Source organism: Pseudoalteromonas lipolytica (assembly GCF_003515105.1).
In the GTDB taxonomy this organism is placed as follows: Bacteria; Pseudomonadota; Gammaproteobacteria; order Enterobacterales; family Alteromonadaceae; genus Pseudoalteromonas; species Pseudoalteromonas lipolytica.
In genome coordinates, this window is record NZ_CP032090.1 from 406,338 (window position 1) to 431,321 (window position 24,984).

Below are 24,984 nucleotides of genomic sequence, written 5' to 3' on the forward strand. Positions count from 1 at the left end.
CTATAAAAATCAGTGCTTTATTAATAGTACATATGCGAAGACTTTATTCACTTAGGCGAAAATCAGGCTGTTTCTGATGCTTTTCTCTATATTGCTTCGGCGATACACCAAAGTGTCCTTTGAAGCTGCGAGCAAAATAGCTTTGAGAACTAAACCCATTATTTTCTGCTATTAAGCCTATGGCTAATGAACTTTCTATTAGCTGTTTTGCTGCATACTCAATACGTGTGTTACGTAAATAGTCAGAAGGGGTGAGTGAATACAGTGCTTTCATTTTTAACTGCAGTGCCCGAGGGCTTAAACACAGTGCTGATGCCAGCTGTTCAATTGAAAACTGATCCGACTGATAGTTTTCTCGGACCACCTTTTTAAGCTTCTCTGTAAATACAGAGTCTTTAGTTTGCACCGTAACGTACTCATTATTGTCGCTTTGTATCTCAGAGGTAAGTTGAGCCGCTAAGTGTTGATTTAGTAAATAACGTAAACTGAGTAGGCCTTTTACTTTGCTTAGTAAAATAGACGGTTCAAAGGGTTTACTTAAAAAGTCGTCAGCTAGTAAATCAAGGCCTTTTAAACGGCTAGGCGTGTCAGCTTTGGCAGATAATAATAAAACGGGGATATGACTGGTCGCGTTATCAGCACGAAGCTTCGCAAGCATTTGGTATCCGTCCATGTTAGGCATCATAACATCACTGATAATAAGGTCGGGTAATTCAGACTGACAAAGTGACAAGGCTTGTTGGCCATCGCAAGCACAGATGCAATTGAACTGCTCACTAAATAGTGACAAGAGCAGCTCACTCATATCACTATTGTCTTCAACAATCATGAGTGTTTGCCTTAAGCCAGGTTGGGTGGTGACCGTTGGCAAGTTTTGTTTTGTTGCACTGATAACTGTAGGCAGCGAGACCGTAAAACAGCTGCCCTGCGCTGGCGAGCTAGTTAGTGATATTTCACCGCCATAATCCTCGACCAGTTGTTTCACTAATGTAAGCCCAATACCACTGCCGGTTTCTGAACATGTGTCTAAGCGAGTAAACCTTTCGAATATTTTCACCTGTTGGTCTTTTGCAATGCCAATTCCTGTGTCGGACACGCTGATATGCGCGAGGTTATCGCTTTGATGCAAACACACTCGAACCTCACCGCCTGCCGGGGTGTATTTAAGCGCATTACTGATCAGGTTACTGACGATAGAGTGCGCATGATTAGGCGCGATATTTATAGTGCACACAGTTTCACAGTGATCTTGAAAATTAAATTTAAGCTGTTTTTGGGCGAATAGCGGCGCAAAGTCATCGATGAGATCAGTTAAAAAAGTCGTTAATGAATAAGCGGATACATAATGCACGGCCGTACTGGGTCGTTTGCTCAGTTGCAGTAGTTGATTTATTAAGTCAAGCAAGCGTTGGCAATTACGTTTTATGCTTGCTAATTGCGATTGAGCCTTCGAACTGTGGGTGGACTGCTGTAACTGGCTAATAGGAGCCAGAATCAAGCTCAATGGGGTTTTTAGTTCATGACTTATATTATCTAAGAACTGATCTTTTAATTTATTTAACTCAATTTCTTTTTGTTTTTGCTGTTCGGCCAGCTTGCGCTGATAAATTGAACTAATAACCAGCCATGCTAATGTCATTGCACATAGTGTGTAAGATATATAAGCGACATTGCTTTGCCACCAAGGTGGAACAACCTTCAGTTCGAGTAGGGTGGTATCCTCACTCCACTGCCCATATTGATCCCTTACTTTTAGCTGTAATTGATAATGTCCAGCAGGAAGCTGCGGATAGTTTATTTGACGTTGCGATGCATCATTATATAAAAACTGTTGGTCAAACCCCGCTAGTTTATAGCCATATTGATAATGCTTTGGTGTGGCGGCGTTATTTAATGCACTAAATTTAAAGCCAATAACTCCCGCTGATTTTGCGAAAGAGAACGTGTTTGTCGCATTGATCAGCGTGTCGGTGCTGTGGTCAAAAAAATCAGTGCTAATTTCACGGTTATTAAGCAATAACTCGGTTAATACGGGAGTGGGGGGAGTGTGATCTAAGGTGAGCTTGTCAGGGTAAAACTGATTAAAACCATTAATTCCGCCAAAGAATAGCTCGCCATCTATCGCTTGAAAACTAGCCCCAAGAATGAAGGATTGATGCTGGATTCCATCTTCAGGTAAAAACGGTTGTATGCTGCCCGTTATTGGATGATAACGTGTTAATCCGCCATTGGTAGCTAACCATAAATAGCCTTGTTTATCGGCTAAAATGTCAAAAATATTGTCATTTACTAGGCCATGTTGCTCGCTAATATGCTCGACATCAAAGTTTTGTTTATTGACCTTGTTGAGGCCTTGCATTGTGCCGACCCACAGCGTTTTATCGTCGCTGAGTAATAACGACGTGACCATGTTATGGCTCAGACCTGTGCGTTCATTAAGTAATGTAAATTGCTCTGTTTCGATGGAAAACTTATTGAGTCCCGCACGCGTACCCACCCACAAAGCGTGATCATTCTTATCATACGCAAGTGTGAAAACGGTATTATTGGCTAAGCTGTTATGGGTTGCATTGTGCTGATAATGGGTCACTGTTTCTGAATCTGGATCAAAGCGAGTTAATCCTTGGTTACTACCGAGCCACACTATGCCGTCTTTATCACTTTCAATTGCATAAACGCGATCACTGCTAAGCTGGTGGCTTTGCATGGTATAGCTGACAAAATCATCGCTTTCATCTTGGTATTTAAGAAGCCCGCCGCCGTATGTCCCAACCCACAATTGCTGCCTTTTATCCTCATGTAAGCTAAATATGTTGGTATTGGGTAAGCGGGTTGTATAGTGCTGATAGCCTTGCGGTATCGCACGATTTAAACCCTCGCGCGTGCCAACCCACAACTGGCCATTTTTACGTTTAATAATCGCACGAATAAAATTATGCGTGAGAGAGTGAGGGCTTGACGTTGTGCTTTGATGTCCAAATTGTTGCTGTTTCGGATCGTATCTGTGTATACCAAAACCATCGGTCCCAATCCAAATAATTCCTTGTGGGTCTTGATATATAGAGAGTAAGTAATCATTTTTGAGTCCGTTAGGCTTTTGTACATCATGACGATAGTGTGCAACGTCAGTGTATATATCTGCCCCCGCAGCTAAAAAGTATACGCCTTGCCCATAACTTGTTAGCCACAGGTTATGCTGATTGTCGAGAAGACTGTCAGTGATCCAAACTCCCTTAAATTGCGGCAATTCGGAAGATGTCTCTGTATCGATTGAAAATATATACAGCCCTTGTTTTGCACCGATGAGCAATTGATTTGAACTTAACTTGTTAAGATGCCAAAGTGGCGAGGTGAGGGCGATGTCATGTTTAAATTGTTTGGTTTTAGGGTTAAACGACAGCAGACCATGGCTGGTTGCAAGCCACAGGGTATTTTGTACTGCAATAATGTCTCTGATGACAATGTTTTGTTGTGTATTTTCAGCAACCTGATAAGTCTCAAATTGCTGCGCTGCAATATCAAAGTAGCTGAGTGTGCCTTGTTCATGACCCAACCACATATTGCCACTCTTATCAAAAGCCAAAGACCATATTTTATCATCACTGAGTTGTGGGTTTGTAAAGGTCGAATAGGTGTAAAATTGGCCCGTGGTGGGATCAAGCCGGTTTAGTCCTTTACTGGCTGTTGAAAACCAAAGGTCGTTATCAGTGCCTTTTAAGCATGCGGTAATCCAATTACCGGAAATACTGGTCGCTGAAGTATGTGCTTTAAAGCGTTTAAATTCATAGCCATCAAATCGATTGAGCCCTCCTTGTGTGGCAAACCACTGAAACCCTTGCGCATCAGTGAGACTGCAATTGATGGAGTTTTGACTTAAGCCATGCTCGCTATCAAAGATGCTTAAGTGAAGTGATTGCGCACTTACAACATGACTTTTCAGAACAGCTAAGCTGAAAAATATTAGGCATAATAGGGTGTTTAAATACAGCACAGAGATCCATCTTGTTGGTGTTTTTGTTCCTTTATTAGGCTGATAGTAAACTGCTTTTTAATCAATGTTAATATTGATTTTTATACTAACAGGTGAGATTTTAACTTCTGGGTATCTTTTACTCTTGTGTTAATGAATTGCGTAAGTATAATAGGCATCCACTTTGCAGGGGCGTAGTTCCAATTGGTAGAACAGCGGTCTCCAAAACCGACGGTTGGGAGTTCGAATCTCTCCGCCCCTGCCACTTTTTACACAATAAGTGTGGAGTCTGAAATTAAAAATCGGTTTAAATAAGTCTGTTTTTAAGTTTAGATTTTAATGGATTAACCCTGCCTTCGCGCAGGGTTGTTGTGTCTGTAGTTAAGGTAATAATATTATGAGCACGAATGTAGAAACACCATCAAGTGCGATGGATTCAGTTAAGTGGATTGTAGCGATTGCGCTACTTGCAGGCGCAGTAGTTGGTAATCACATGTATGCAGATCAGTCTGTATTGTTGCGTGCTATTGGTGTAGTGGTCGCTGTTGCAGCGGGTTTAGGCATTGCCTCACTAACAGAAAAAGGTCGTACATTTTTAGCATTTGCTAAAGAAGCACGTATCGAAGTACGTAAAGTTGTGTGGCCAACACGCCAAGAAACAACCCATACGACATTAATTGTAATGGTTGCAACTGTGATTATGGCACTTATCCTTTGGGGATTAGATGGCATTTTATTCCGCGCCGTAGGCTTTTTAACTGGATTGGAGATCTAATCCCATGTCGGATGAGAAGAACGAAAAGAAACTACGTTGGTACGTAGTACAAGCTTTCTCAGGTTATGAGAAGCGTGTTGCACAAACTATTCTTGAGCATATCAAGATTGAAGGTTTGGAAGATAGTTTTGGTGAAGTATTAGTACCAACGGAAGAAGTTGTTGAGATGCGCGCAGGTCAAAAGCGTAAATCTGAGCGTAAATTCTTCCCAGGTTATGTACTTGTACAAATGGACATGAACGATGCAAGCTGGCACTTAGTAAACAGCACTGCACGTGTAATGGGCTTTATTGGTGGTACGTCAGATCGTCCAGCGCCAATCAGCCAAAAAGAAGCAGATCGCATCTTAAACCGTCTTCAAGAGAACTCTGAAGCACCTAAGCCAGCTACATTATTTGAGCCGGGCGAAGTTGTTCGTGTTATCGATGGTCCATTTGCTGACTTCAGCGGTGTTGTTGAAGAAGTGGATTACGAAAAGAGCCGCGTAAAAGTATCGGTACTTATCTTTGGTCGTTCTACGCCAGTTGAGCTTGAATTTGGTCAAGTTGAACAAGACAAGTAAGATAAAAAATTAAAGCAGCCAAAATCGTTTAATATTTTGGCAATATGCTTGAAAAAGGCCGTTGATTAACTTATAATCAGCGGCCTTTTTGTGTTAGGGCAAGTAGTAACTTGTTTTATCACATAAAGTGAGAACCAATTTTTAAACTGGGAAGCCGTTAGAGTACGCGTCCTCGCGCGCACAAGGCTATGACCCACCAAATGAGGTATTTATTATGGCTAAAAAAGTTGAAGCTATTATCAAGCTACAAGTTGCCGCTGGTATGGCTAATCCTAGTCCTCCAGTAGGTCCAGCACTAGGTCAGCACGGTGTAAACATCATGGAATTCTGTAAAGCGTTCAACGCACGTACAGAATCTATCGAAAAAGGCGCTCCAGTTCCTGTAGTGATCTCTGTTTACGGCGACCGTTCTTTCACGTTCGAAATGAAAACGCCACCGGCTGCTTACTTACTTAAGAAAGCTGCAGGTATCAAATCAGGCTCTGGCCGTCCTAACACTGAAAAAGTGGGTACAGTAACTCGTGCTCAACTTGAAGAAATCGTTGAGACAAAACGACCTGACCTTACAGCAGCTGATATGGACGCTGCAGTTCGCACTATCGCAGGTTCTGCGCGTGCGATGGGCTTGAACGTAGAGGACTAAGATAATGGCAAAATTAACTAAACGTATGCGTACAATCCGCGAAAAAGTGGATGCGACTAAAGATTACGAAATCAACGAAGCAGTTGCTCTTTTAAAAGAGTTAGCGACAGCTAAATTCGTAGAAAGTGTTGACGTTGCTGTTAACCTTGGTATCGATGCTCGTAAATCTGACCAAAACGTTCGTGGTGCAACTGTACTACCTAACGGTACTGGTCGTGACGTTCGTGTTGCTGTATTCACTCAAGGCGCTAATGCAGAAGCTGCAAAAGAAGCCGGTGCTGAATTAGTGGGCATGGAAGATCTTGCTGATCTAGTTAAGAAAGGCGAGATGAACTTTGACGTTGTTGTTGCATCTCCAGACGCTATGCGCGTTGTTGGTCAACTAGGTCAAATCTTAGGTCCACGTGGTCTAATGCCAAACCCTAAAACTGGTACTGTAACACCTAACGTTGCAGAAGCAGTTAAAAACGCGAAAGCAGGTCAAGTTCGTTACCGTAACGACAAGAACGGTATCATCCATACTACTATCGGTAAGGTTGATTTCACTGCTGAGCAACTTCAACAAAACCTTGAAGCTCTTATTGTTGCGCTTAAGAAGGCTAAACCTTCTCAAGCAAAAGGTACTTACGTGAAGAAAGTAACTATCTCTACAACAATGGGCGCAGGTGTTGCTGTTGACCAAAACTCTCTAAGCACAACTGTTGCTTAATTAAGAGTTTACATGGCGCGAAATTTGAACTATAATTTTGCGCCATTTTGTTGAGAAAGTTAATTTCAAAACAAGTAAAGAATTCGGGTTGAAGTCCATAATTTCGTACGCCTTCGGGTATAAACGATAAATTGGGCTTCCGTCCAAGACCGTAGGCGGCTTCGGCCTTAATATTTTTACCTACGTAGACGGTGTGAATCCCCAGATAGATTTTTCCTAATCTTCTGGCTCTCGCCGTAAAAAGCATCTCCATCATTGATGGGGAAGAGTAGAACAGGGAAGCCAATATCGGCGACCCATTAAACCAGGAGTAACACCCATGGCTTTAAATCTTCAAGGCAAAAAAGCAATTGTTGCTGAAGTCAACGAAGCAGCCACTGGTGCTCTTTCTGCAGTTGTTGCAGATTCTCGTGGTGTAACAGTTGGTGCTATCACTGCCCTTCGTAAAGAAGCTCGTGCAGCTGGTGTATGGATGAAAGTTGTTCGTAACACTTTAGCTAAACGTGCTGTTGAAGGAACAGATTTTGAGTGCCTTTCTGACTCATTTGTTGGTCCAAGCTTAATCGCTTTCTCTTCAGAGCACCCTGGTGCTGCTGCGCGTATCTTCTCAGATTTCGCGAAGAAGAACGAGAAATTCGAAGTTAAGACCGCTGCATTTGAAGGTAACGTAGTAGACGCAGCTATGCTAGCAACTCTACCTACTTACGACGAAGCTGTTGCACGCTTAATGAGCGCTATGAAAGAAGCGTCTGCTGGCAAATTGTGTAAAACAATTGAAGCAGTACGTGTACAGAAAGCTGAGCAAGCTGCTTAATTTTAAGCTGTTTTTTTGTTCACTTTCGGTGTAATATTTTTTTTGGACTAAAATTAGTCCGTAATAATTAGGAAATTTGTAATGTCTGTAACTAAAGACCAAATCCTTGATGCTATTGCTGAAATGTCAGTAATGGACGTTGTTGCTCTAGTTGAAGCAATGGAAGAAAAATTCGGCGTAACTGCAGCAGCTGCTGTTGTTGCTGGTCCAGCTGCTGAAGCTGCTGAAGAGAAGACTGAGTTTGACGTAATCCTTACTGGCGCTGGCGCTAACAAGGTTGCTGCAATCAAAGCTGTACGTGGTGCAACTGGTCTTGGCCTTAAAGAAGCTAAAGCACTTGTTGAATCAGCTCCTGCACCTATCAAAGAAGGTGTATCTAAAGAAGAAGCTGAAGCGCTTGCAAAAGACCTTACTGAAGCTGGTGCTGAAGTTGAGGTTAAGTAATCTAGCTTACGCTAGGTTCGCTGCCTGATTAATCAGGCAAGGGCTGGTGATTATTTAATCACCGGCCTTTTTGCGCTATGGAGCGATGTTTTCCTATAGTGCAAATAAAATCTAATTTTCTCTTTATTTTCAAGTTGTTACCTGTAAAGGTGTTGAAAGTAGCAGAGTGAACTAGAACAACAATTTAATGTTGTACATCTTGGCATAGATGCCAGTTAAGTCTGTTCTTACAAGAACAGGTCGGGTCAAAGATCAGCAAGCTGAGGAACCCCATGGCTTACTCTTATTCTGAAAAGAAACGTATCCGTAAGGATTTTGGTAAACGTCCACAAGTTTTGGATATACCTTTCTTACTGTCGACGCAGTTAGAATCGTTTAAAAAATTCTTAGTCCCTGACGCTGATGGCGATCACGGTTTGGAAGCTGCTTTCCGTTCTGTGTTTCCGATCAAAAGCTACTCGGGAAATTCTGAGCTTCAATACGTAAGTTATCGTATTGGTGAGCCAGTATTCGATGTAAAAGAATGTCAAATTCGCGGTGTGACTTATTCTGCTCCACTTCGCGTAAAATTGCGTCTTGTGGTGATGGACAAAGAAGCACCAGGCACAGTTAAAGACATTAAAGAGCAAGAAGTTTACATGGGCGAAATTCCGCTCATGACTGATACCGGTACCTTTGTAATCAATGGTACAGAGCGTGTTATCGTTTCTCAGCTACACCGTAGCCCTGGTGTATTCTTTGATAACGACCGCGGTAAAACTCACTCGTCAGGTAAAGTACTTTATAACGCGCGTGTAATTCCTTACCGTGGTTCATGGTTAGACTTCGAGTTTGATGCAAAAGATAACCTATATGTACGTATTGACCGTCGTCGTAAATTACCGGCGTCAATTATCTTACGTGCACTAGAGTTCTCTACAGAAGAAATCTTAGATATCTTCTTCGATACTACTGCGTTTGAAGTAACTGACGGTAAAGTTCTTATGGAACTTGTGCCTTCACGTTTACGTGGTGAAACTGCCGCTTTTGATATCAAAGGCGATGACGGTGAAGTCCTTGTTGAAGCGGGTCGTCGTATTACTGCGCGTCACATCAAGAACATCGAGAAAAAAGGTATTAACCAATTAGAAGTACCGCATGAGTACATCATTGGTCGTGTTGTAGCTAAAAACTACGTTGATGAGTCAACGGGTGAGATCATCGCTAACGCGAATGACGAGCTATCACTTGAGCTAATGGCTGAGTTGGTTAAAGCAGGTCACACTAAGATTGATACGTTATATATCAATGAAGTTGACAGCGGCGCCTACATGTCAGATACCCTTCGTATCGACACAACAAGCAACCGTTTAGAAGCATTAGTAGAAATTTATCGCATGATGCGCCCAGGCGAGCCACCGACGAAAGACGCGGCTGAAGCCTTATTTGATAACTTGTTCTTCTCTGAAGAGCGTTATGATTTATCAACAGTTGGTCGTATGAAGTTCAATAGCCGTGTAGGTTATGACACTGATACAGGCCCTGGCACATTATCGAAAGAAGACATCGTAGCTGTTATGAAAGTGCTTATCGCTATTCGTAACGGTGTTGGCGATGTTGATGATATCGACCACTTAGGCAACCGTCGTATCCGTAGCGTTGGCGAAATGGCTGAGAATCAATTCCGTGTTGGTCTAGTACGTGTAGAACGTGCAGTACGTGAGCGTTTAAGCTTAGGTGACCTTGATGCGGTAATGCCACAAGATCTTATTAACGCTAAGCCAATTTCGGCAGCGGTTAAAGAGTTCTTCGGTTCGTCTCAGTTATCACAGTTCATGGACCAAAATAACCCGCTTTCAGAAGTAACGCATAAGCGTCGTATTTCTGCATTAGGCCCGGGTGGTTTAACACGTGAACGTGCTGGCTTCGAGGTGCGAGACGTTCACGTAACCCACTATGGTCGTGTATGTCCAATCGAAACACCTGAGGGTCCAAACATCGGTCTAATTAACTCATTGTCTACGTACGCACGTACAAACGACTATGGTTTCTTAGAAACACCTTACCGTAAAGTGGTAAACGGTGTTGTAACTGATGAAGTTGATTACCTATCAGCCATTGAAGAAGGTCAGTTTGTAATCGCTCAGGCGAACTCAAACTTGAACGATGACAATGAGTTTGTTGATGAACTAATTCCATGCCGTCACAAAGGTGAATCAACCTTTATGGGCAAAATGGACCAACAATATATGGACGTATCACCACAACAGGTGATCTCTGTAGCGGCCGCGCTTATCCCGTTCCTAGAACACGATGATGCGAACCGTGCATTGATGGGTTCAAACATGCAACGTCAAGCAGTACCGACACTTATCGCGGACAAGCCGCTGGTAGGTACAGGTATCGAGCTTACACTAGCAAAAGATTCTGGTGTAACGATCGTTGCTAAGCGTGGTGGTGAAGTAATGTATGCCGATGCAAGCCGCATCGTTGTAAATGTAAATGAAGATGAGCGCGTTCCAGGTGAAGCGGGCATCGATATCTACAACCTTACTAAATACACACGCTCAAACCAAAATACATGTATTAACCAAAAACCAACGTGTATGGTTGGTGAGCCGGTTACACGTGGCGATGTGTTAGCAGATGGTCCTTCGACTGACTTAGGTGACTTAGCACTAGGTCAAAACCTTCGCGTGGCATTCATGCCATGGAATGGTTATAACTTCGAGGATTCAATCCTACTATCAGAGCGCGTAGTTCAAGAAGATCGTCTAACGACTATCCACATTCAAGAACTACAATGTATCGCACGTGATACTAAATTAGGTCCTGAAGAGATCACAGCAGATATCCCTAACGTAGGTGAATCTGCACTAGGCAAGCTTGATGAATCAGGCGTTGTTTATATCGGTGCTGAAGTAAAAGGCGGCGATATCCTAGTAGGTAAAGTGACTCCGAAAGGCGAAACGCAATTAACACCAGAAGAAAAGCTACTACGTGCGATCTTCGGTGAGAAAGCGTCAGACGTTAAAGACAGCTCTTTACGTGTACCAAACTCTGTAACAGGTACCGTAATCGACGTACAAGTTTTCACCCGTGACGGTGTTGAAAAAGATAAGCGTGCGTTAGAAGTTGAAGACATGCAGCTTCGCGAAGCGAAGAAAGACTTCAACGAAGAGTTCCGTATCTTAGAAGCCGGTGTATTAGACCGTGCTCGTAAGCTACTTGTTGACGCTGGTCTGAACGCAGACACAATTGCATCACTTAATGCTGAAAAGCTGCTTACTCAAAGCCTTGCTCAAGAAGACAAGCAATCAGAGCTTGAGCAACTAGCTGCCCAGTACGATGAGCTTAAAGCTGAATACGATAAGAAGTTTGAAAACAAACGTCGTAAGATCACTCAGGGTGATGACTTAGCACCAGGCGTACTTAAAATTGTTAAAGTATACCTAGCTGTTAAACGTCGTATCCAACCGGGTGATAAGATGGCGGGTCGTCACGGTAACAAAGGTGTTATCTCGACTATCGTACCAGTAGAAGATATGCCATACGATGACAAAGGTCGTACGGTAGACATCGTTCTGAACCCGCTAGGTGTACCATCACGTATGAACATCGGTCAGATCCTAGAAACACACATGGGTCTTGCTGCACGTGGTGTGGGTGAGCGCATTGAAGAAATGATGAAAGAGCAGCGTGAACTGCACGAAATCCGTAGCTTTGTTAAGAAAGTTTACGATTTAGGTGATTGTCGTCAGAAAGTCGATATCGACTCATTCTCTGATGATGAAGTTCGTCGCTTAGCTGAAAACTTGAAAGGTGGTTTACCGATCGCAACTCCAGCCTTTGATGGTGCTCGTGAAAGCGAAATCAAAGACTTACTAGAGCTTGGTGGTTATCCAAGAAGCGGTCAAGTTACACTTTATGATGGCCGTACTGGCGATCAGTTTGAACGTCAAGTAACCGTTGGTTACATGTACATGCTGAAACTTAACCACTTGGTTGATGACAAGATGCACGCGCGTTCAACTGGTTCTTACAGCCTTGTTACTCAGCAGCCGCTGGGTGGTAAAGCGCAGTTCGGTGGCCAGCGTTTCGGTGAGATGGAGGTGTGGGCACTAGAAGCTTACGGTGCTGCATATACACTACAAGAAATGCTAACAGTGAAATCGGATGACGTGAACGGTCGTACTAAGATGTATAAGAACATCGTAGATGGTAACCATAAGATGGAACCAGGTATGCCAGAATCGTTCAACGTATTGTTGAAAGAAATCCGCTCACTGGGTATCAACATCGAGTTGGAAGAAAATTAAGCCATTTAGGTGCGGCATAAGCCGCACCTGTTAGGCCGAATAGAATGTAGGGGCGAGTTATTCGCCCTCAAGATTAACCTCCGACAGGAGAGCTAAGGTGAAAGACTTACTTAAGTTTCTGAAGCAACAAAATAAGACCGAAGAATTCGATGCAATTCGCATTGGTCTTGCTTCGCCAGATATGGTTCGTTCATGGTCATACGGTGAAGTAAAGAAACCTGAGACAATCAACTACCGTACTTTCAAGCCTGAGCGCGACGGCTTATTCTGTGCCCGTATCTTCGGCCCAGTGAAAGATTATGAGTGTTTATGTGGTAAATATAAGCGCCTTAAGCACCGTGGTGTTATTTGTGAAAAGTGTGGCGTTGAAGTAACGCTGACTAAAGTGCGTCGTGACCGTATGGGTCATATTGAGCTTGCTAGCCCAGTTGCGCATATTTGGTTCTTAAAATCATTACCGTCACGTATCGGCTTAATGCTAGACATGACACTTCGTGACATCGAGCGCGTACTTTACTTCGAATCATTCGTGGTAACTGAGCCGGGTATGACAACGCTTGAGCGTGGTCAGCTTTTAGGTGAAGAAGAGTACCTAGATGCGCTAGAAGAGCACGGCGATGAGTTTGAAGCGAAGATGGGTGCAGAAGCAGTATTAGACTTGCTTCGTGAACTTGATCTTGGCCAATTAATTGCTGAAATGCGTGAAGAGTTACCAACAATTAACTCTGAAACGAAGCGTAAGAAGATCACTAAACGTCTTAAATTAATGGAATCGTTCCACCAATCAGGTAACAACCCTGAGTGGATGATCATGACAGTACTTCCAGTATTGCCACCTGATCTACGTCCATTAGTACCACTAGACGGTGGTCGTTTTGCGACATCTGATCTAAATGACCTTTACCGTCGTGTTATTAACCGTAATAACCGTCTTAAGCGTCTATTAGATTTAGCGGCACCAGATATTATCGTACGCAACGAAAAACGTATGTTACAAGAAGCGGTTGATGCGCTACTTGATAACGGTCGTCGCGGTCGTGCGATTACAGGTTCTAACAAACGTCCTCTTAAATCGCTTGCTGATATGATCAAAGGTAAGCAAGGTCGTTTCCGTCAGAACTTACTTGGTAAACGTGTAGATTACTCTGGTCGTTCTGTAATCACAGTAGGTCCTACGCTTAAACTACACCAGTGTGGTCTTCCTAAGAAGATGGCACTTGAGCTGTTTAAACCATTTATCTACGGCAAACTTGAGCGTCGCGGCATGGCTACGACTATCAAAGCAGCGAAGAAGATGGTTGAGCGTGAAGTGGCAGAAGTATGGGATGTATTAGACGAAGTAATTCGTGAACATCCAGTGTTACTTAACCGTGCACCAACACTTCACCGTTTGGGTATCCAAGCGTTCGAACCTGTGCTAATTGAAGGTAAAGCGATTCATTTACACCCATTAGTATGTGCGGCGTACAACGCTGACTTCGATGGTGACCAAATGGCGGTACACGTACCGTTAACGCTTGAAGCACAGTTAGAAGCACGTGCTCTAATGATGTCTACAAACAACATTCTGTCTCCAGCGAATGGTGAGCCAATCATCGTTCCTTCACAGGACGTTGTATTAGGTCTTTACTACATGACGCGTGATCGCATTAATGCGAAAGGCGAAGGTGCAGTATTTAAAGATCCTAAAGAAGCTGAAAAAGCATACCGCAGCGGCAACGCTGAGCTACATGCGCGCGTAAAAGTACGTATCAGTGAGACAATTAAGAATGAAGAAGGTGAAGCAGTTGATTACGTTACTATTGTTGAAACAACAGTAGGTCGTGCGATTCTTTCACTTATCCTACCTAAAGGCATGCCGTTTGAGCTAATCAACCAAGCCCTAGGTAAGAAACAGATTTCTGGCTTATTAAACGAGTGTTACCGTCGTCTAGGTCTTAAAGATACTGTTATCTTTGCTGACCAAGTAATGTACACCGGTTTCCACTACGCAATGAAGTCAGGTGTTTCAATCGGTATTGATGACTTAGTTATCCCACCGGTTAAAGCAGAAATCATTGAATCAGCGGAAGCTGAAGTAACTGAAATCAACCAACAATTCCAATCAGGTCTTGTAACGGCTGGTGAAAAGTACAATAAAGTTATCGATATCTGGTCACGTGTAAATGAAAACTTATCACGTGAGATGATGGCTAACTTATCAAAAGACACGGTAATCAACGCGAAAGGCGAAGAAGAAGAGCAATCTTCATTCAACTCAGTGTTTATGATGGCCGACTCAGGTGCACGTGGTAGCGCCGCTCAGATCCGTCAGTTAGCGGGTATGCGTGGTCTAATGGCACGTCCAGATGGTTCAATCATCGAGACACCAATCACGGCGAACTTCCGTGAAGGTCTAAACGTACTACAGTACTTCATCTCAACGCACGGTGCGCGTAAAGGTCTTGCCGATACAGCACTTAAAACAGCAAACTCGGGTTACTTAACGCGTCGTCTAGTAGACGTTGCACAAGACTTAGTAATCAACGAAGACGATTGTGGCACAGAAGATGGCTTAACAATGAAACCGCTTATTGAAGGTGGTGACGTTGTAGAAGCACTTCGCGAACGTGTACTTGGTCGTGTTGTTGCTGAAGATGTTGTTATTCCTGGTACTAACGAAGTACTTGTTGAGCGTAACATTATGCTTGACGAAAAACTGTGTGACCTTTTAGAAGAGCACTCAGTGGATGAAGTACGCGTTCGTTCAGTTATCACCTGTGATAATGACTTTGGTGTATGTGCTAAGTGTTACGGTCGTGACCTTGCGCGTGGCCACATCATCAATCCAGGTGAGTCAGTAGGTGTTATCGCGGCACAATCAATCGGTGAGCCGGGTACACAGCTTACAATGCGTACCTTCCACATCGGTGGTGCGGCATCTCGAGCGTCTGCTGAGAACAGTGTACAAGTTAAAACTAACGGTACATTGAAGTTACACAATGCGAAGTACGTATTAAACACAGACGGTAAGATTGTTATCACGTCTCGTTCAACAGAGATCACTATCATCGATAGCTTTGGTCGTGAGAAAGAGCGTTATAAAGTACCTTACGGTGCCGTGTTAACAGTACAAGATAATTCGGAAGTTCAAGGTAACGATATCGTTGCGACTTGGGATCCGCATAGTCACCCAATCGTTCTTGAGCATAAGTCAAAAATCTCGTTCAGCGATATTGATGACTCAAATACCGAAGCACAAACAGATGAGTTAACTGGTTTAACACGTGTGGTTGTTAAAGACTTAGGTAAAGTAAATGCGAAAGAACCTAAACTAATCATCGAAAGCGATGAGCGTGGTCTGCAAGAAACACGTCTTCCTTCATTCACAACGATTGAAGTAACAGACGGCGCGACAGCAAACCCAGGTGACGTACTTGCACGTATTCCGCAAGAAGGTTCGAAGACTCGTGATATCACGGGTGGTCTACCTCGCGTAGCTGACTTATTCGAAGCACGTAAACCGAAAGATCCTGCAATTCTTGCAGAAATCACCGGTACAATTAGCTTCGGTAAAGAAACGAAAGGTAAGAAGCGTCTTGTAATCACGCCAGCAGAGGGTGACGCATACGAAGAGATGATTCCTAAATGGCGTCAACTTAACGTGTTCGAAGGTGAGCAAGTGTCTAAAGGTGAGGTTATCGCCGATGGTCCAGAATCACCACATGACATCTTACGCCTACGTGGTGTAACTCATGTTGCAAACTATATCGTTAACGAAGTGCAAGAGGTTTACCGCTTGCAGGGCGTTAAGATCAATGACAAGCACATTGAGACAATTATTCGTCAAATGCTACGTAAATGTATCATTCTTGACGGCGGTGACACTGAGTTCTTAGCCGGTGAACAAGTTGAAGTGGCACGCGTTAATATCGCGAACCGCGACCTTGAAAAGCAAGGCAAGATCCCAGCTAAATTTGAAATCCAGTTAATGGGTATCACTAAAGCGTCACTTGCAACAGAATCTTTCATTTCAGCAGCCTCGTTCCAGGAGACAACACGTGTCCTTACAGAAGCCGCTGTAAATGGTAAGAGCGATGAGCTTCGTGGTCTGAAAGAGAACGTAATCGTGGGTCGTCTGATCCCAGCCGGTACTGGCTTTGCGTATCACCAAGACCGTTTGAACCGTCGTAAGCAAGGTGAAATCATCGAAGAGCAGACTGTTAGCGCTGAAGAGGCAACTCAAGCATTAACTGACGCACTTAATGCTGATATCTCTGGAAACCAATAATCTCAACTTAATCAATAGATTAAGTAGTCGCGAGGCAGTTATCTGCTGCCTTGCGATGAGTTAAGGTTGACAGGTTAAACTTTGCTCATTAAAATTCCGCCACCCATTTGCCTGCACGTTTTGTAACGAGCATGTAAACAGGGCGGATTTTTTTATTTTTTCAGTAGTAATTTTAATTTCAGGAGCTATTTAAATGGCAACTATTAACCAGCTAGTGCGTAAGCCACGTCGTAGCAAGGTTACTAAAAGTAACTCAGCTGCGCTTAAAGCGTGTCCGCAAAAGCGTGGTGTATGTACTCGCGTATATACAACTACACCTAAGAAACCAAACTCTGCATTACGTAAAGTAGCGCGTGTACGTTTAACAAACGGTTTCGAAGTAACATCTTACATTGGTGGTGAAGGCCACAACCTACAAGAGCACAGTGTAATCCTAATCCGTGGTGGTCGTGTTAAAGACTTACCAGGTGTGCGTTTCCACACTGTTCGTGGTGCACTTGACTGTGCAGGCGTAAGCGACCGTCGTCAAGCTCGTTCTAAATACGGTGCTAAACGCCCTAAGGGCTAATGGTTCTCCGTTAGTAAGGCCAAGCACTAAATTTTTAAATTAATTGTTTTGGGTATTGACTCTAAAAGAGCAAACCTGAAGATACCGGAGATACAAAATGCCTAGAAGACGCGTAATAGGTCAACGTAAAATTCTTCCAGATCCTAAGTTCGGATCGGAACTTCTTGCTAAATTCGTTAACGTAGTAATGTTAGACGGCAAGAAATCTACTGCTGAAAAAATCGTTTATGGTGCGTTAGACGTGGCTGCTGAGAAATCAGGCAAGTCGCACCTAGAAATCTTTGAAGCTGCACTTGATAACGTTCGCCCACAGGTAGAGGTTAAATCTCGCCGTGTTGGTGGTTCAACGTACCAAGTACCAGTTGAAGTACGTCCAGTACGTCGCAACGCATTAGGTATGCGTTGGTTAGTAGACGCTGCACGTAAGCGTGGCGAAAAATCTATGGGCTTACGTTTAGCTCAAGAAATCGTTGACGCTGCTGACAACAAAGGCACTGCGGTTAAGAAACGTGAAGACGTTCACCGTATGGCTGAAGCGAATAAAGCATTCGCTCATTACCGTTGGTAATCTGCCCTTAACCTTTAAGAGGATTTTATGGCACGTACAACTCCACTTGAGCGCTATCGTAATATAGGTATTTGTGCTCACGTAGATGCAGGTAAAACCACCACAACAGAACGTGTTCTGTTCTACACCGGTCTTTCTCATAAGATTGGTGAAGTACATGATGGCGCTGCAACTATGGATTGGATGGAGCAGGAACAAGAGCGTGGTATCACAATCACTTCTGCTGCAACAACGTGTTTCTGGAAAGGGATGGACGCGCAGTTTGACGACCATCGTATCAATATTATTGATACTCCAGGGCACGTAGATTTCACTATCGAAGTAGAGCGTTCTTTACGTGTACTTGATGGTGCGGTAGTTGTTCTTTGTGCTTCATCAGGTGTACAGCCGCAAACTGAGACAGTTTGGCGTCAAGCGAACAAATATGAAGTTCCTCGTATGATCTTCGTAAATAAAATGGATCGCACTGGCGCTGACTTCTTAACGGTTGTTAGCCAGGTGAAATCTCGTCTTGGAGCAACGCCTGTTCCAATTCAGCTACCAATTGGTGCTGAAGACGATTTTAAAGGTGTTATTGACCTCATTAAGATGAAAGCCATTAACTGGAATGCCGAAGATCAAGGCATGACTTTCTCTTATGAGGCCATTCCGGCAGACCTTCTTGAGCTTGCAGAAGAATGGCGCTCTCACTTAGTTGAAAGCGCTGCTGAAGCGTCAGAAGAGCTAATGGATAAATATCTAGAAGGTGAAGACCTGACCGAAGCTGAAATTAAATCAGCGTTACGTCAGCGTACATTAGCAAACGAAATTGTTCCCATGACGTGTGGTAGCGCATTTAAAAATAAAGGTGTTCAAGCTGTGCTTGATGCTGTTATTGAATATATGCCTGCGCCAACACAAGTGAAACAAATCCAAGGTATCATTGAAGATGGTACTGAGGAAGAGCGTCCTGCTGATGACAACGCACCGTTTGCCGCACTTGCTTTTAAGATTGCGACAGACCCGTTCGTTGGCACCTTGACCTTCTTCCGTGTTTACTCTGGTACTGTTAAACAGGGTGACGCGGTATACAATCCAGTTAAAAGTAAGCGTGAGCGACTTGGTCGTATCGTTCAGATGCATTCAAACTCACGTGAAGAGATCAAAGTAGTCTATGCAGGCGACATCGCAGCGGCTATTGGTCTTAAAGACGTAACAACAGGTGAAACACTGTGTGATCCGAACTCTATTATTACGCTTGAGCGTATGGAGTTCCCAGAGCCAGTTATCTCTGTTGCGGTTGAGCCTCGCACAATCGCTGACCAAGATAAGATGGGTATTGCACTAGGTAAACTAGCAGCAGAAGATCCATCTTTCAGAGTACAAACTGACGAAGAATCAGGCCAGACTATTATTTCTGGTATGGGTGAACTTCACCTTGATATCATTGTCGACCGTATGAAACGTGAATTCAGTGTTGAATGTAACGTTGGTAAGCCGCAGGTTGCATACCGTGAAGCTATCCGTTCAACTGTTGAAGTTGAAGGGAAGTTCGTACGTCAATCAGGTGGTCGTGGTCAATATGGTCACGTCTGGCTTAAACTTGAACCGATGGATATTTCGGACAACGACGCCCCAATTTACGAATTCGTTAACGAAGTCGTTGGTGGTGCCGTTCCAAAAGAATACATCCCTGCGGTAGATAAAGGCATCCAAGAGCAAATGGCTCAAGGTGTGCTGGCAGGCTACCCATTACTTGGCGTTAAAGCGACTTTATATGATGGTTCATTCCATGATGTAGACTCGAATGAGATGGCATTTAAAATTGCAGGTTCAATGGCGATGAAGAAAGGGGCGCTTGAAGCAAACCCTGCTCTTCTAGAACCAGTAATGAAGGTTGAAGTTATCACTCCTGAAGCAAACATGGGTGATGTAGTTGGTGACTTAAACCGTCGCCGCGGCATGATCGAAGGCATGGAAGAAGCATTCGGTGGTCTTAAGCAAATTAATGCACAAGTGCCACTTTCTGAAATGTTTGGTTATGCAACTGATCTGCGATCTGCAACACAAGGCCGTGCATCTTACTCTATGGAGTTTTTAAAGTATGCAGAAGCCGCTAAGAATGTTGCAGATGCAATAATTGCAGCTCGCGCTGTTATATGATTTAGCTTGTCTGGCCCAATAGTGGGTCAGGCGTTAATTTCTTTATAGGAATTTTTTAAGATGGCAAAAGAAAAGTTTGAACGCGTAAAACCGCACGTAAACGTTGGTACAATCGGCCACGTTGACCACGGTAAAACTACCCTAACTGCAGCAATCACTAACGTACTTGCAAAAGTATACGGTGGTACAGCTAAAGACTTCGCATCAATCGATAACGCTCCAGAAGAGCGTGAGCGTGGTATCACAATCTCAACTTCACACGTTGAGTACGATACACCAACTCGTCACTACGCACACGTAGACTGTCCAGGACACGCCGATTATGTTAAAAACATGATCACAGGTGCTGCTCAAATGGACGGCGCAATCCTAGTAGTTGCTGCGACTGATGGTCCTATGCCACAAACACGTGAGCACATCCTACTTTCTCGTCAGGTTGGCGTACCTTACATCATCGTATTCATGAACAAATGTGACATGGTTGATGACGAAGAGCTACTTGAGCTAGTAGAGATGGAAGTTCGTGAACTTCTTTCTGAGTACGATTTCCCAGGTGACGACTTACCTCTAATCCAAGGTTCAGCACTTAAAGCCCTAGAAGGCGAAGAGCAATGGGAAGCGAAAATCATTGAACTAGCTGAAGCGCTAGATTCATACATCCCAGAGCCAGAGCGTGACATCGATAAGCCATTCATCATGCCTATCGAAGACGTATTCTCAATCCAAGGTCGTGGTACAGTTGTAACTGGCCGTGTTGAAGCTGGTATCATCAACGTGAATGACGAAGTTGAAATCGTAGGTATCAAAGAAACTACGAAGACAACATGTACAGGTGTTGAGATGTTCCGTAAGCTTCTAGACGAAGGTCGTGCGGGTGAGAACATCGGTGCACTTCTACGTGGTACTAAGCGTGAAGACGTTGAGCGTGGTCAAGTACTTTGTAAGCCTGGTTCAATCAAGCCACACACTAAATTCACTTCAGAAGTATACGTACTTTCTAAAGATGAAGGTGGCCGTCATACTCCATTCTTCAAAGGTTACCGTCCACAGTTCTACTTCCGTACAACTGACGTAACAGGTGACGTACAGTTACCAGACGGCGTTGAAATGGTAATGCCTGGTGATAACATCAAGATGACTGTAGAGCTAATCGCTCCAATCGCGATGGACGAAGGTTTACGCTTCGCTATCCGTGAAGGTGGCCGTACAGTTGGTGCTGGTGTTGTTGCAACTATCGTTGAGTAATCAACTATAGTGATGCATTAAGCATTCAAGAAAAACCCGAGCTTAGTCTCGGGTTTTTTTATGGATGAGAAAATAGATATTAGATATTAGAAATTAGATATTAGAAGTTAGATATTAGAAGGTAGATATTAGAAGTCAGTTACCGAGCGGGGGTTACTTACTGGTGTGATTAAACATCAAAAAGTTTGCTTGAGGTTAACGTGGCTTTATTTTGTTCTCGCTACTCGCTACTCGCTACTCGCTACTCGCTACTCGCTACTCGCTACTCGCTACTCGCTACTCGCTACTCGCTACTCGCTACTCGCTACTCGCTTCTCGCTTCTCGCTTCTCGCTTCTCGCTTCTCGCTTCTCGCTTCTCGCCATTATTAACCACCTTAAAACAGTGCTTCTTTCTTTTGGCTGTTAATCAGTTGTTTAATATTTTCGTCATTAAAAGTCACTTATTCAGTCATAAATACTTCCTACCATAAGCTCGCTAATTATCCATGTGCAGCTTAATTAGTCGCATACAATTCTTAAAATAACGTACTAACGGAACGTAACGATGAAAATGAATAAAATTGCCTCAGCAATTGGCTTTACGTTGGCATTGTCAGCGACGGCGAATGCCGGTGTGTTACCAGATAGTCAAAAACAAAATGAGTGGTACAGTGCCGCTGAAGCTAAATTAATCAAGAAAGAACAGGTAGCTCAGTCAGAACAGGCATTTAAAGCGAAGAATGTGATCTTATTTGTGGGTGATGGTATGGGGGTGTCGACACTCACTGCATCACGCATCATGGCAGGTCAAATGGGCGGTAAGTCTGGCGAAGAAGGTTTTTTAAGTTTTGAAGAGTTCCCTTACTCTGCGCAAATTAAGACTTACAACGTGGATGCACAAACACCTGATTCAGCGGGGACGATGACGGCGATTATCTCAGGAGTTAAGACTGACGTTGGCGTGATTGGTGTTAATGAAAATATTGAGCGTGGCAAGTGTGCGACAGTTGCTGGCAATGAATTAATTACCGCGACTGAACTGGCTGAAATTAAAGGCCTAGCAACGGGGGTAATATCAACGGCACGAATCACACACGCGACACCTGCTGCAACTTATGCAAAATCGGCGGATCGTAACTGGGAAGATATTTCTGATATGCCGGCTGATGCCGTTGAAGCTGGTTGTGAAGATATTGCATCTCAACTTGTTAACTTTGAGAAGAATTTAGAAGCACGTTTTGTCGGTACTGACGTGGATGGTTTAGAGGTTGTGATGGGCGGTGGTCGTCGTCACTTTTTACCGAAAGATGCGGCATTCAATTCAGCTGATGCTGTTAGTGAAGTCGAAGGGGACCGCACAGACGAGCGAGACCTAACTGCAGAATGGAAAACACTCTACCCAGAGGGTCAGTATGTCACGGATCAAGCTGGTTTCGATTCACTAAATGCAGATACAAAACGCGTGTTTGCACTATTTAATGAGTCACACATGCAGTATGAAGCAGACCGTAGTAACGATATTGCGGGCGAGCCTTCATTATCACAAATGACCTCTAAAGCTATCGACATTCTTAAAAATAATGATAAAGGATTTTTCTTAACGGTTGAGTCAGGACGTATTGACCATGCTCACCATGCGGGAAATGCTTACAACGCATTAAACGACACCGTTGAATTTGCAAAAGCAGTGCAAGCGGCTGTTGAAAACACTAACCCAGAAGAAACGCTTATTTTAGTCACCGCAGATCACAGTCATGTATTTACCATTGCGGGTTACCCAAAACGCGGTAATCCAATACTGGGTCAAGTGGTTGCCGTTGGTAAAGAAGCGCCGACTCTAGCTGCAGACGGTATGCCGTATACAACAGTCGGGTATGCAAATGGTTTAGGCTTTCGTGATTTAGGCGATGAGACTGATGCAGATGCGTCATATAACGACGCTGCATTTGCTGGCCGTGTTGACTTAACGGGTGTTGATACAACGACCCCAGGTTACCACCAAGAAGCCACTGTGCCATTAAGTTCTGAGACACATGCGGGCGAAGACATTTCATTGCATGCAAAAGGTCCAGGTGCGCAGTTAGCGCAAGGCGTTGTGGAACAAAATGTAATTTTCCACATCATAAATCAAGCTCTAGAACTAATTGAAGAATAATGGCGATGACAATGAAAAAACTAAATTTAATTTCTCTTGCTGTAGTAGTGGCATTAGCGGGTTGTTCTGATGATGATGACAAAGGCCCAATTGAAACAATCACAGTTGAAAACACCTTAGCTGTCGGGTCTGAGCAGTGTGTAAATGGTGGTACAGAAACCGTATTGGGTGAAGATACAAACCGCAATGGTGAGCTAGACTCAGCAGAAATCATAGAGACAACGGTTGCGTGTAATGACCCAGCCACATCACTGACCGCACAGCAGCTTGCGCCACTGACGAGCAATGATTGGTTTAAGGCCGCAAAAGTTAAGATGGCGGCAAGCGAAGACAGCATCGCTGCGGTTGCTAAAGAGTCAGGGAAAGCGAAAAACGTCATTCTATTTGTGGGTGATGGTATGGGGATTTCTACCGTGACAGCGGCACGCATTATGGCGGGTCAGCTTGAAGGCAAGCTGGGCGAAGAGCATCAACTGAGTTTTGAAGCGATGCCGTTTTCTGGTTTTGCAAAAACATACAACGTTGACGCACAAACGCCGGATTCTGCGGGTACGATGACAGCAATGGCATCTGGTGTTAAAACAGATGCAGGTGTTATCGGCGTTGATGAAGATATCGAACGTGGTAACTGTGCGACGGTTGCGGGTAATGAGCTGGTAACAGCAACAGAGCTTGCTGAAATGGCAGGCAAATCGACCGGGATTGTATCAACAGCGCGAATCACACACGCCACACCTGCCGCCACCTATGCAAAATCGGCTGACCGTAACTGGGAAGATGTATCTGATATGCCAGAAGCGGCTGTCGCTGCGGGATGTGAAGATATCGCCTCGCAACTCGTTAACTTCGAAGCAAACCTTGAAGCACGTTATGCGGGATTAGATGTTGATGGCTTAGAAGTCGTGTTGGGCGGTGGTCGTCGTCACTTCTTACCTAAAGATGCCGCGTTTAACTCTGCGGACGCTGTAAGCAGTGTTGAAGGTGACCGTACGGATGGTCGCGACCTAACTGCTGAGTGGAAAGCGAAATACCCAGCGGGTCAATATGTTATGGACCAAGCAAGTTTTAATGCTGTGAATGCAGACACAACTGAGCGTTTATTTGGTTTATTCAATGAATCACATATGCAGTATGAAGCCGATCGCGCTAACGATATTGCTGGTGAGCCTTCATTATCTGAAATGACCGCAAAAGCAATTGACGTGCTTGATAACAATGACAAAGGTTTCTTCTTAACCGTTGAAGCGGGTCGTATTGACCATGCTCACCATGCGGGCAATGCGTACAACGCATTAAGTGATACGGTTGAGCTTTCAAAGGCTGTTCAAGTTGCATTGGATAAAACCAGCATTGAAGATACTTTGATCATTGTTACGGCTGACCACAGCCATGTGTTCACGATTGCTGGTTATCCAAAACGTGGTAACCCAATTTTAGGTAAAGTCGTGCCTGTGGGGAGTGATGAGCCATCACTCGCAGCGGATAATATGCCATACACTACCGTAGGATACACTAATGGCGGTGGCTTTCGTGACTTAGGTGATGAAACCGATGCGGATGCTGGCTATAACTTTGCACCCGTGACTGGGCGTGTTGATCTCACCGATGTTGATACAACCACACCGGGTTTCCATCAAGAAGCGGTGGTACCGCTTAGCTCTGAAACACACGCAGCAGAAGATGTCGGTGTGTATGCAGTAGGCCCAGGAGCCCATTTAGTTACTGGTACGAATGAGCAAAGCCTTATTTTCCATGTGATGGATTATGCGGCTGACCTTGTGAAACAAGCTGATGCTAAATTAGCCCAATAAATGTTAGCAGAGAGCCCTTAGGGGCTCTCC

At 44.0% G+C, this 24,984-nt stretch carries 15 protein-coding genes and 1 tRNA gene; 15 read left to right on the top strand and 1 reads right to left on the bottom strand.

What is annotated here, in order from left to right:
• Positions 1–43: 43 nt before the first annotated feature.
• The gene (locus tag D0907_RS01915; protein WP_244223138.1) at positions 44–3,991 is read right to left on the bottom strand and encodes a two-component regulator propeller domain-containing protein; all 3,948 of its coding nucleotides are present in this window, start codon (positions 3,989–3,991) and stop codon (positions 44–46) included.
• A gap of 167 nt (positions 3,992–4,158) precedes the next feature.
• On the opposite strand from D0907_RS01915, the gene D0907_RS01920 reads away from it, so the two are divergent.
• The 15 genes from D0907_RS01920 (at position 4,159) to D0907_RS01990 (ending at position 24,954) form a co-directional block, all read left to right on the top strand.
• A tRNA-Trp gene (locus D0907_RS01920) sits at positions 4,159–4,235 on the top strand.
• Positions 4,236–4,367: 132 nt separating this feature from the next.
• The gene (gene secE, locus D0907_RS01925) at positions 4,368–4,745 is read left to right on the top strand and encodes a preprotein translocase subunit SecE (RefSeq protein ID WP_036971579.1); all 378 of its coding nucleotides are present in this window, start codon (positions 4,368–4,370) and stop codon (positions 4,743–4,745) included.
• A 4-nt stretch (positions 4,746–4,749) separates the two neighbouring features.
• Complete coding sequence (gene nusG / locus D0907_RS01930) at positions 4,750–5,307, top strand: transcription termination/antitermination protein NusG (protein ID WP_036971577.1); 558 nt, start codon at positions 4,750–4,752, stop codon at positions 5,305–5,307.
• Positions 5,308–5,521: 214 nt separating this feature from the next.
• On the top strand, positions 5,522–5,950 hold the full coding sequence (gene rplK / locus D0907_RS01935) for a 50S ribosomal protein L11 (protein WP_036971575.1): 429 nt from the start codon (positions 5,522–5,524) through the stop codon (positions 5,948–5,950).
• Positions 5,951–5,954: 4 nt separating this feature from the next.
• Entirely contained in the window at positions 5,955–6,659 is a 705-nt protein-coding gene (gene rplA / locus D0907_RS01940) for a 50S ribosomal protein L1 (RefSeq protein WP_036971573.1), read from the top strand.
• Positions 6,660–6,978: 319 nt separating this feature from the next.
• Positions 6,979–7,473, top strand: a complete 495-nt coding sequence (rplJ, locus tag D0907_RS01945; RefSeq protein ID WP_036971571.1) for a 50S ribosomal protein L10 — start codon at positions 6,979–6,981, stop codon at positions 7,471–7,473.
• An 81-nt stretch (positions 7,474–7,554) separates the two neighbouring features.
• A complete protein-coding gene (rplL, locus tag D0907_RS01950; protein ID WP_036971568.1) occupies positions 7,555–7,917 on the top strand; it encodes a 50S ribosomal protein L7/L12 in 363 nt (120 codons plus the stop codon).
• A 272-nt stretch (positions 7,918–8,189) separates the two neighbouring features.
• On the top strand, positions 8,190–12,215 hold the full coding sequence (gene rpoB / locus D0907_RS01955) for a DNA-directed RNA polymerase subunit beta (RefSeq protein WP_036971565.1): 4,026 nt from the start codon (positions 8,190–8,192) through the stop codon (positions 12,213–12,215).
• Between the two features lie 97 nt (positions 12,216–12,312).
• Positions 12,313–16,485 carry a DNA-directed RNA polymerase subunit beta' gene (rpoC, locus tag D0907_RS01960; RefSeq protein ID WP_036971561.1) on the top strand — a complete coding sequence of 1,391 codons (4,173 nt, stop codon included), beginning with the start codon at positions 12,313–12,315 and terminating at the stop codon, positions 16,483–16,485.
• Between the two features lie 193 nt (positions 16,486–16,678).
• Positions 16,679–17,053 (top strand): 30S ribosomal protein S12, encoded by a 375-nt coding sequence (gene rpsL / locus D0907_RS01965; RefSeq protein WP_002958885.1) that lies wholly within the window; start codon positions 16,679–16,681, stop codon positions 17,051–17,053.
• 97 nt (positions 17,054–17,150) lie between these two features.
• Positions 17,151–17,621: a 30S ribosomal protein S7 gene (gene rpsG, locus D0907_RS01970; RefSeq protein ID WP_036971557.1), complete on the top strand. Its 471-nt coding sequence runs from the start codon at positions 17,151–17,153 to the stop codon at positions 17,619–17,621.
• A 27-nt stretch (positions 17,622–17,648) separates the two neighbouring features.
• Entirely contained in the window at positions 17,649–19,763 is a 2,115-nt protein-coding gene (gene fusA, locus D0907_RS01975; protein ID WP_036971554.1) for an elongation factor G, read from the top strand.
• 60 nt (positions 19,764–19,823) lie between these two features.
• Positions 19,824–21,008, top strand: coding sequence for an elongation factor Tu (tuf, locus tag D0907_RS01980; RefSeq protein WP_036971551.1), 1,185 nt, complete (start codon positions 19,824–19,826; stop codon positions 21,006–21,008).
• A 545-nt stretch (positions 21,009–21,553) separates the two neighbouring features.
• Entirely contained in the window at positions 21,554–23,143 is a 1,590-nt protein-coding gene (locus tag D0907_RS01985) for an alkaline phosphatase (RefSeq protein WP_118843943.1), read from the top strand.
• An 11-nt stretch (positions 23,144–23,154) separates the two neighbouring features.
• On the top strand, positions 23,155–24,954 hold the full coding sequence (locus D0907_RS01990; RefSeq protein ID WP_118843944.1) for an alkaline phosphatase: 1,800 nt from the start codon (positions 23,155–23,157) through the stop codon (positions 24,952–24,954).
• The last annotated feature ends 30 nt before the right edge of the window (positions 24,955–24,984 follow it).

Bases quoted from the DNA above. Each gene is read 5' to 3' on its own strand.
- secE (WP_036971579.1), top strand. From the start codon at position 4,368: ATGAGCACGAATGTAGAAACACCATCAAGTGCGATGGATTCAGTTAAG.
- nusG (WP_036971577.1), top strand. From the start codon at position 4,750: ATGTCGGATGAGAAGAACGAAAAGAAACTACGTTGGTACGTAGTACAA.
- rplK (WP_036971575.1), top strand. From the start codon at position 5,522: ATGGCTAAAAAAGTTGAAGCTATTATCAAGCTACAAGTTGCCGCTGGT.
- rplA (WP_036971573.1), top strand. From the start codon at position 5,955: ATGGCAAAATTAACTAAACGTATGCGTACAATCCGCGAAAAAGTGGAT.
- rplJ (WP_036971571.1), top strand. From the start codon at position 6,979: ATGGCTTTAAATCTTCAAGGCAAAAAAGCAATTGTTGCTGAAGTCAAC.
- rplL (WP_036971568.1), top strand. From the start codon at position 7,555: ATGTCTGTAACTAAAGACCAAATCCTTGATGCTATTGCTGAAATGTCA.
- rpoB (WP_036971565.1), top strand. From the start codon at position 8,190: ATGGCTTACTCTTATTCTGAAAAGAAACGTATCCGTAAGGATTTTGGT.
- rpsL (WP_002958885.1), top strand. From the start codon at position 16,679: ATGGCAACTATTAACCAGCTAGTGCGTAAGCCACGTCGTAGCAAGGTT.
- rpsG (WP_036971557.1), top strand. From the start codon at position 17,151: ATGCCTAGAAGACGCGTAATAGGTCAACGTAAAATTCTTCCAGATCCT.
- fusA (WP_036971554.1), top strand. From the start codon at position 17,649: ATGGCACGTACAACTCCACTTGAGCGCTATCGTAATATAGGTATTTGT.
- tuf (WP_036971551.1), top strand. From the start codon at position 19,824: ATGGCAAAAGAAAAGTTTGAACGCGTAAAACCGCACGTAAACGTTGGT.
- D0907_RS01985 (WP_118843943.1), top strand. From the start codon at position 21,554: ATGAAAATGAATAAAATTGCCTCAGCAATTGGCTTTACGTTGGCATTG.
- D0907_RS01990 (WP_118843944.1), top strand. From the start codon at position 23,155: ATGAAAAAACTAAATTTAATTTCTCTTGCTGTAGTAGTGGCATTAGCG.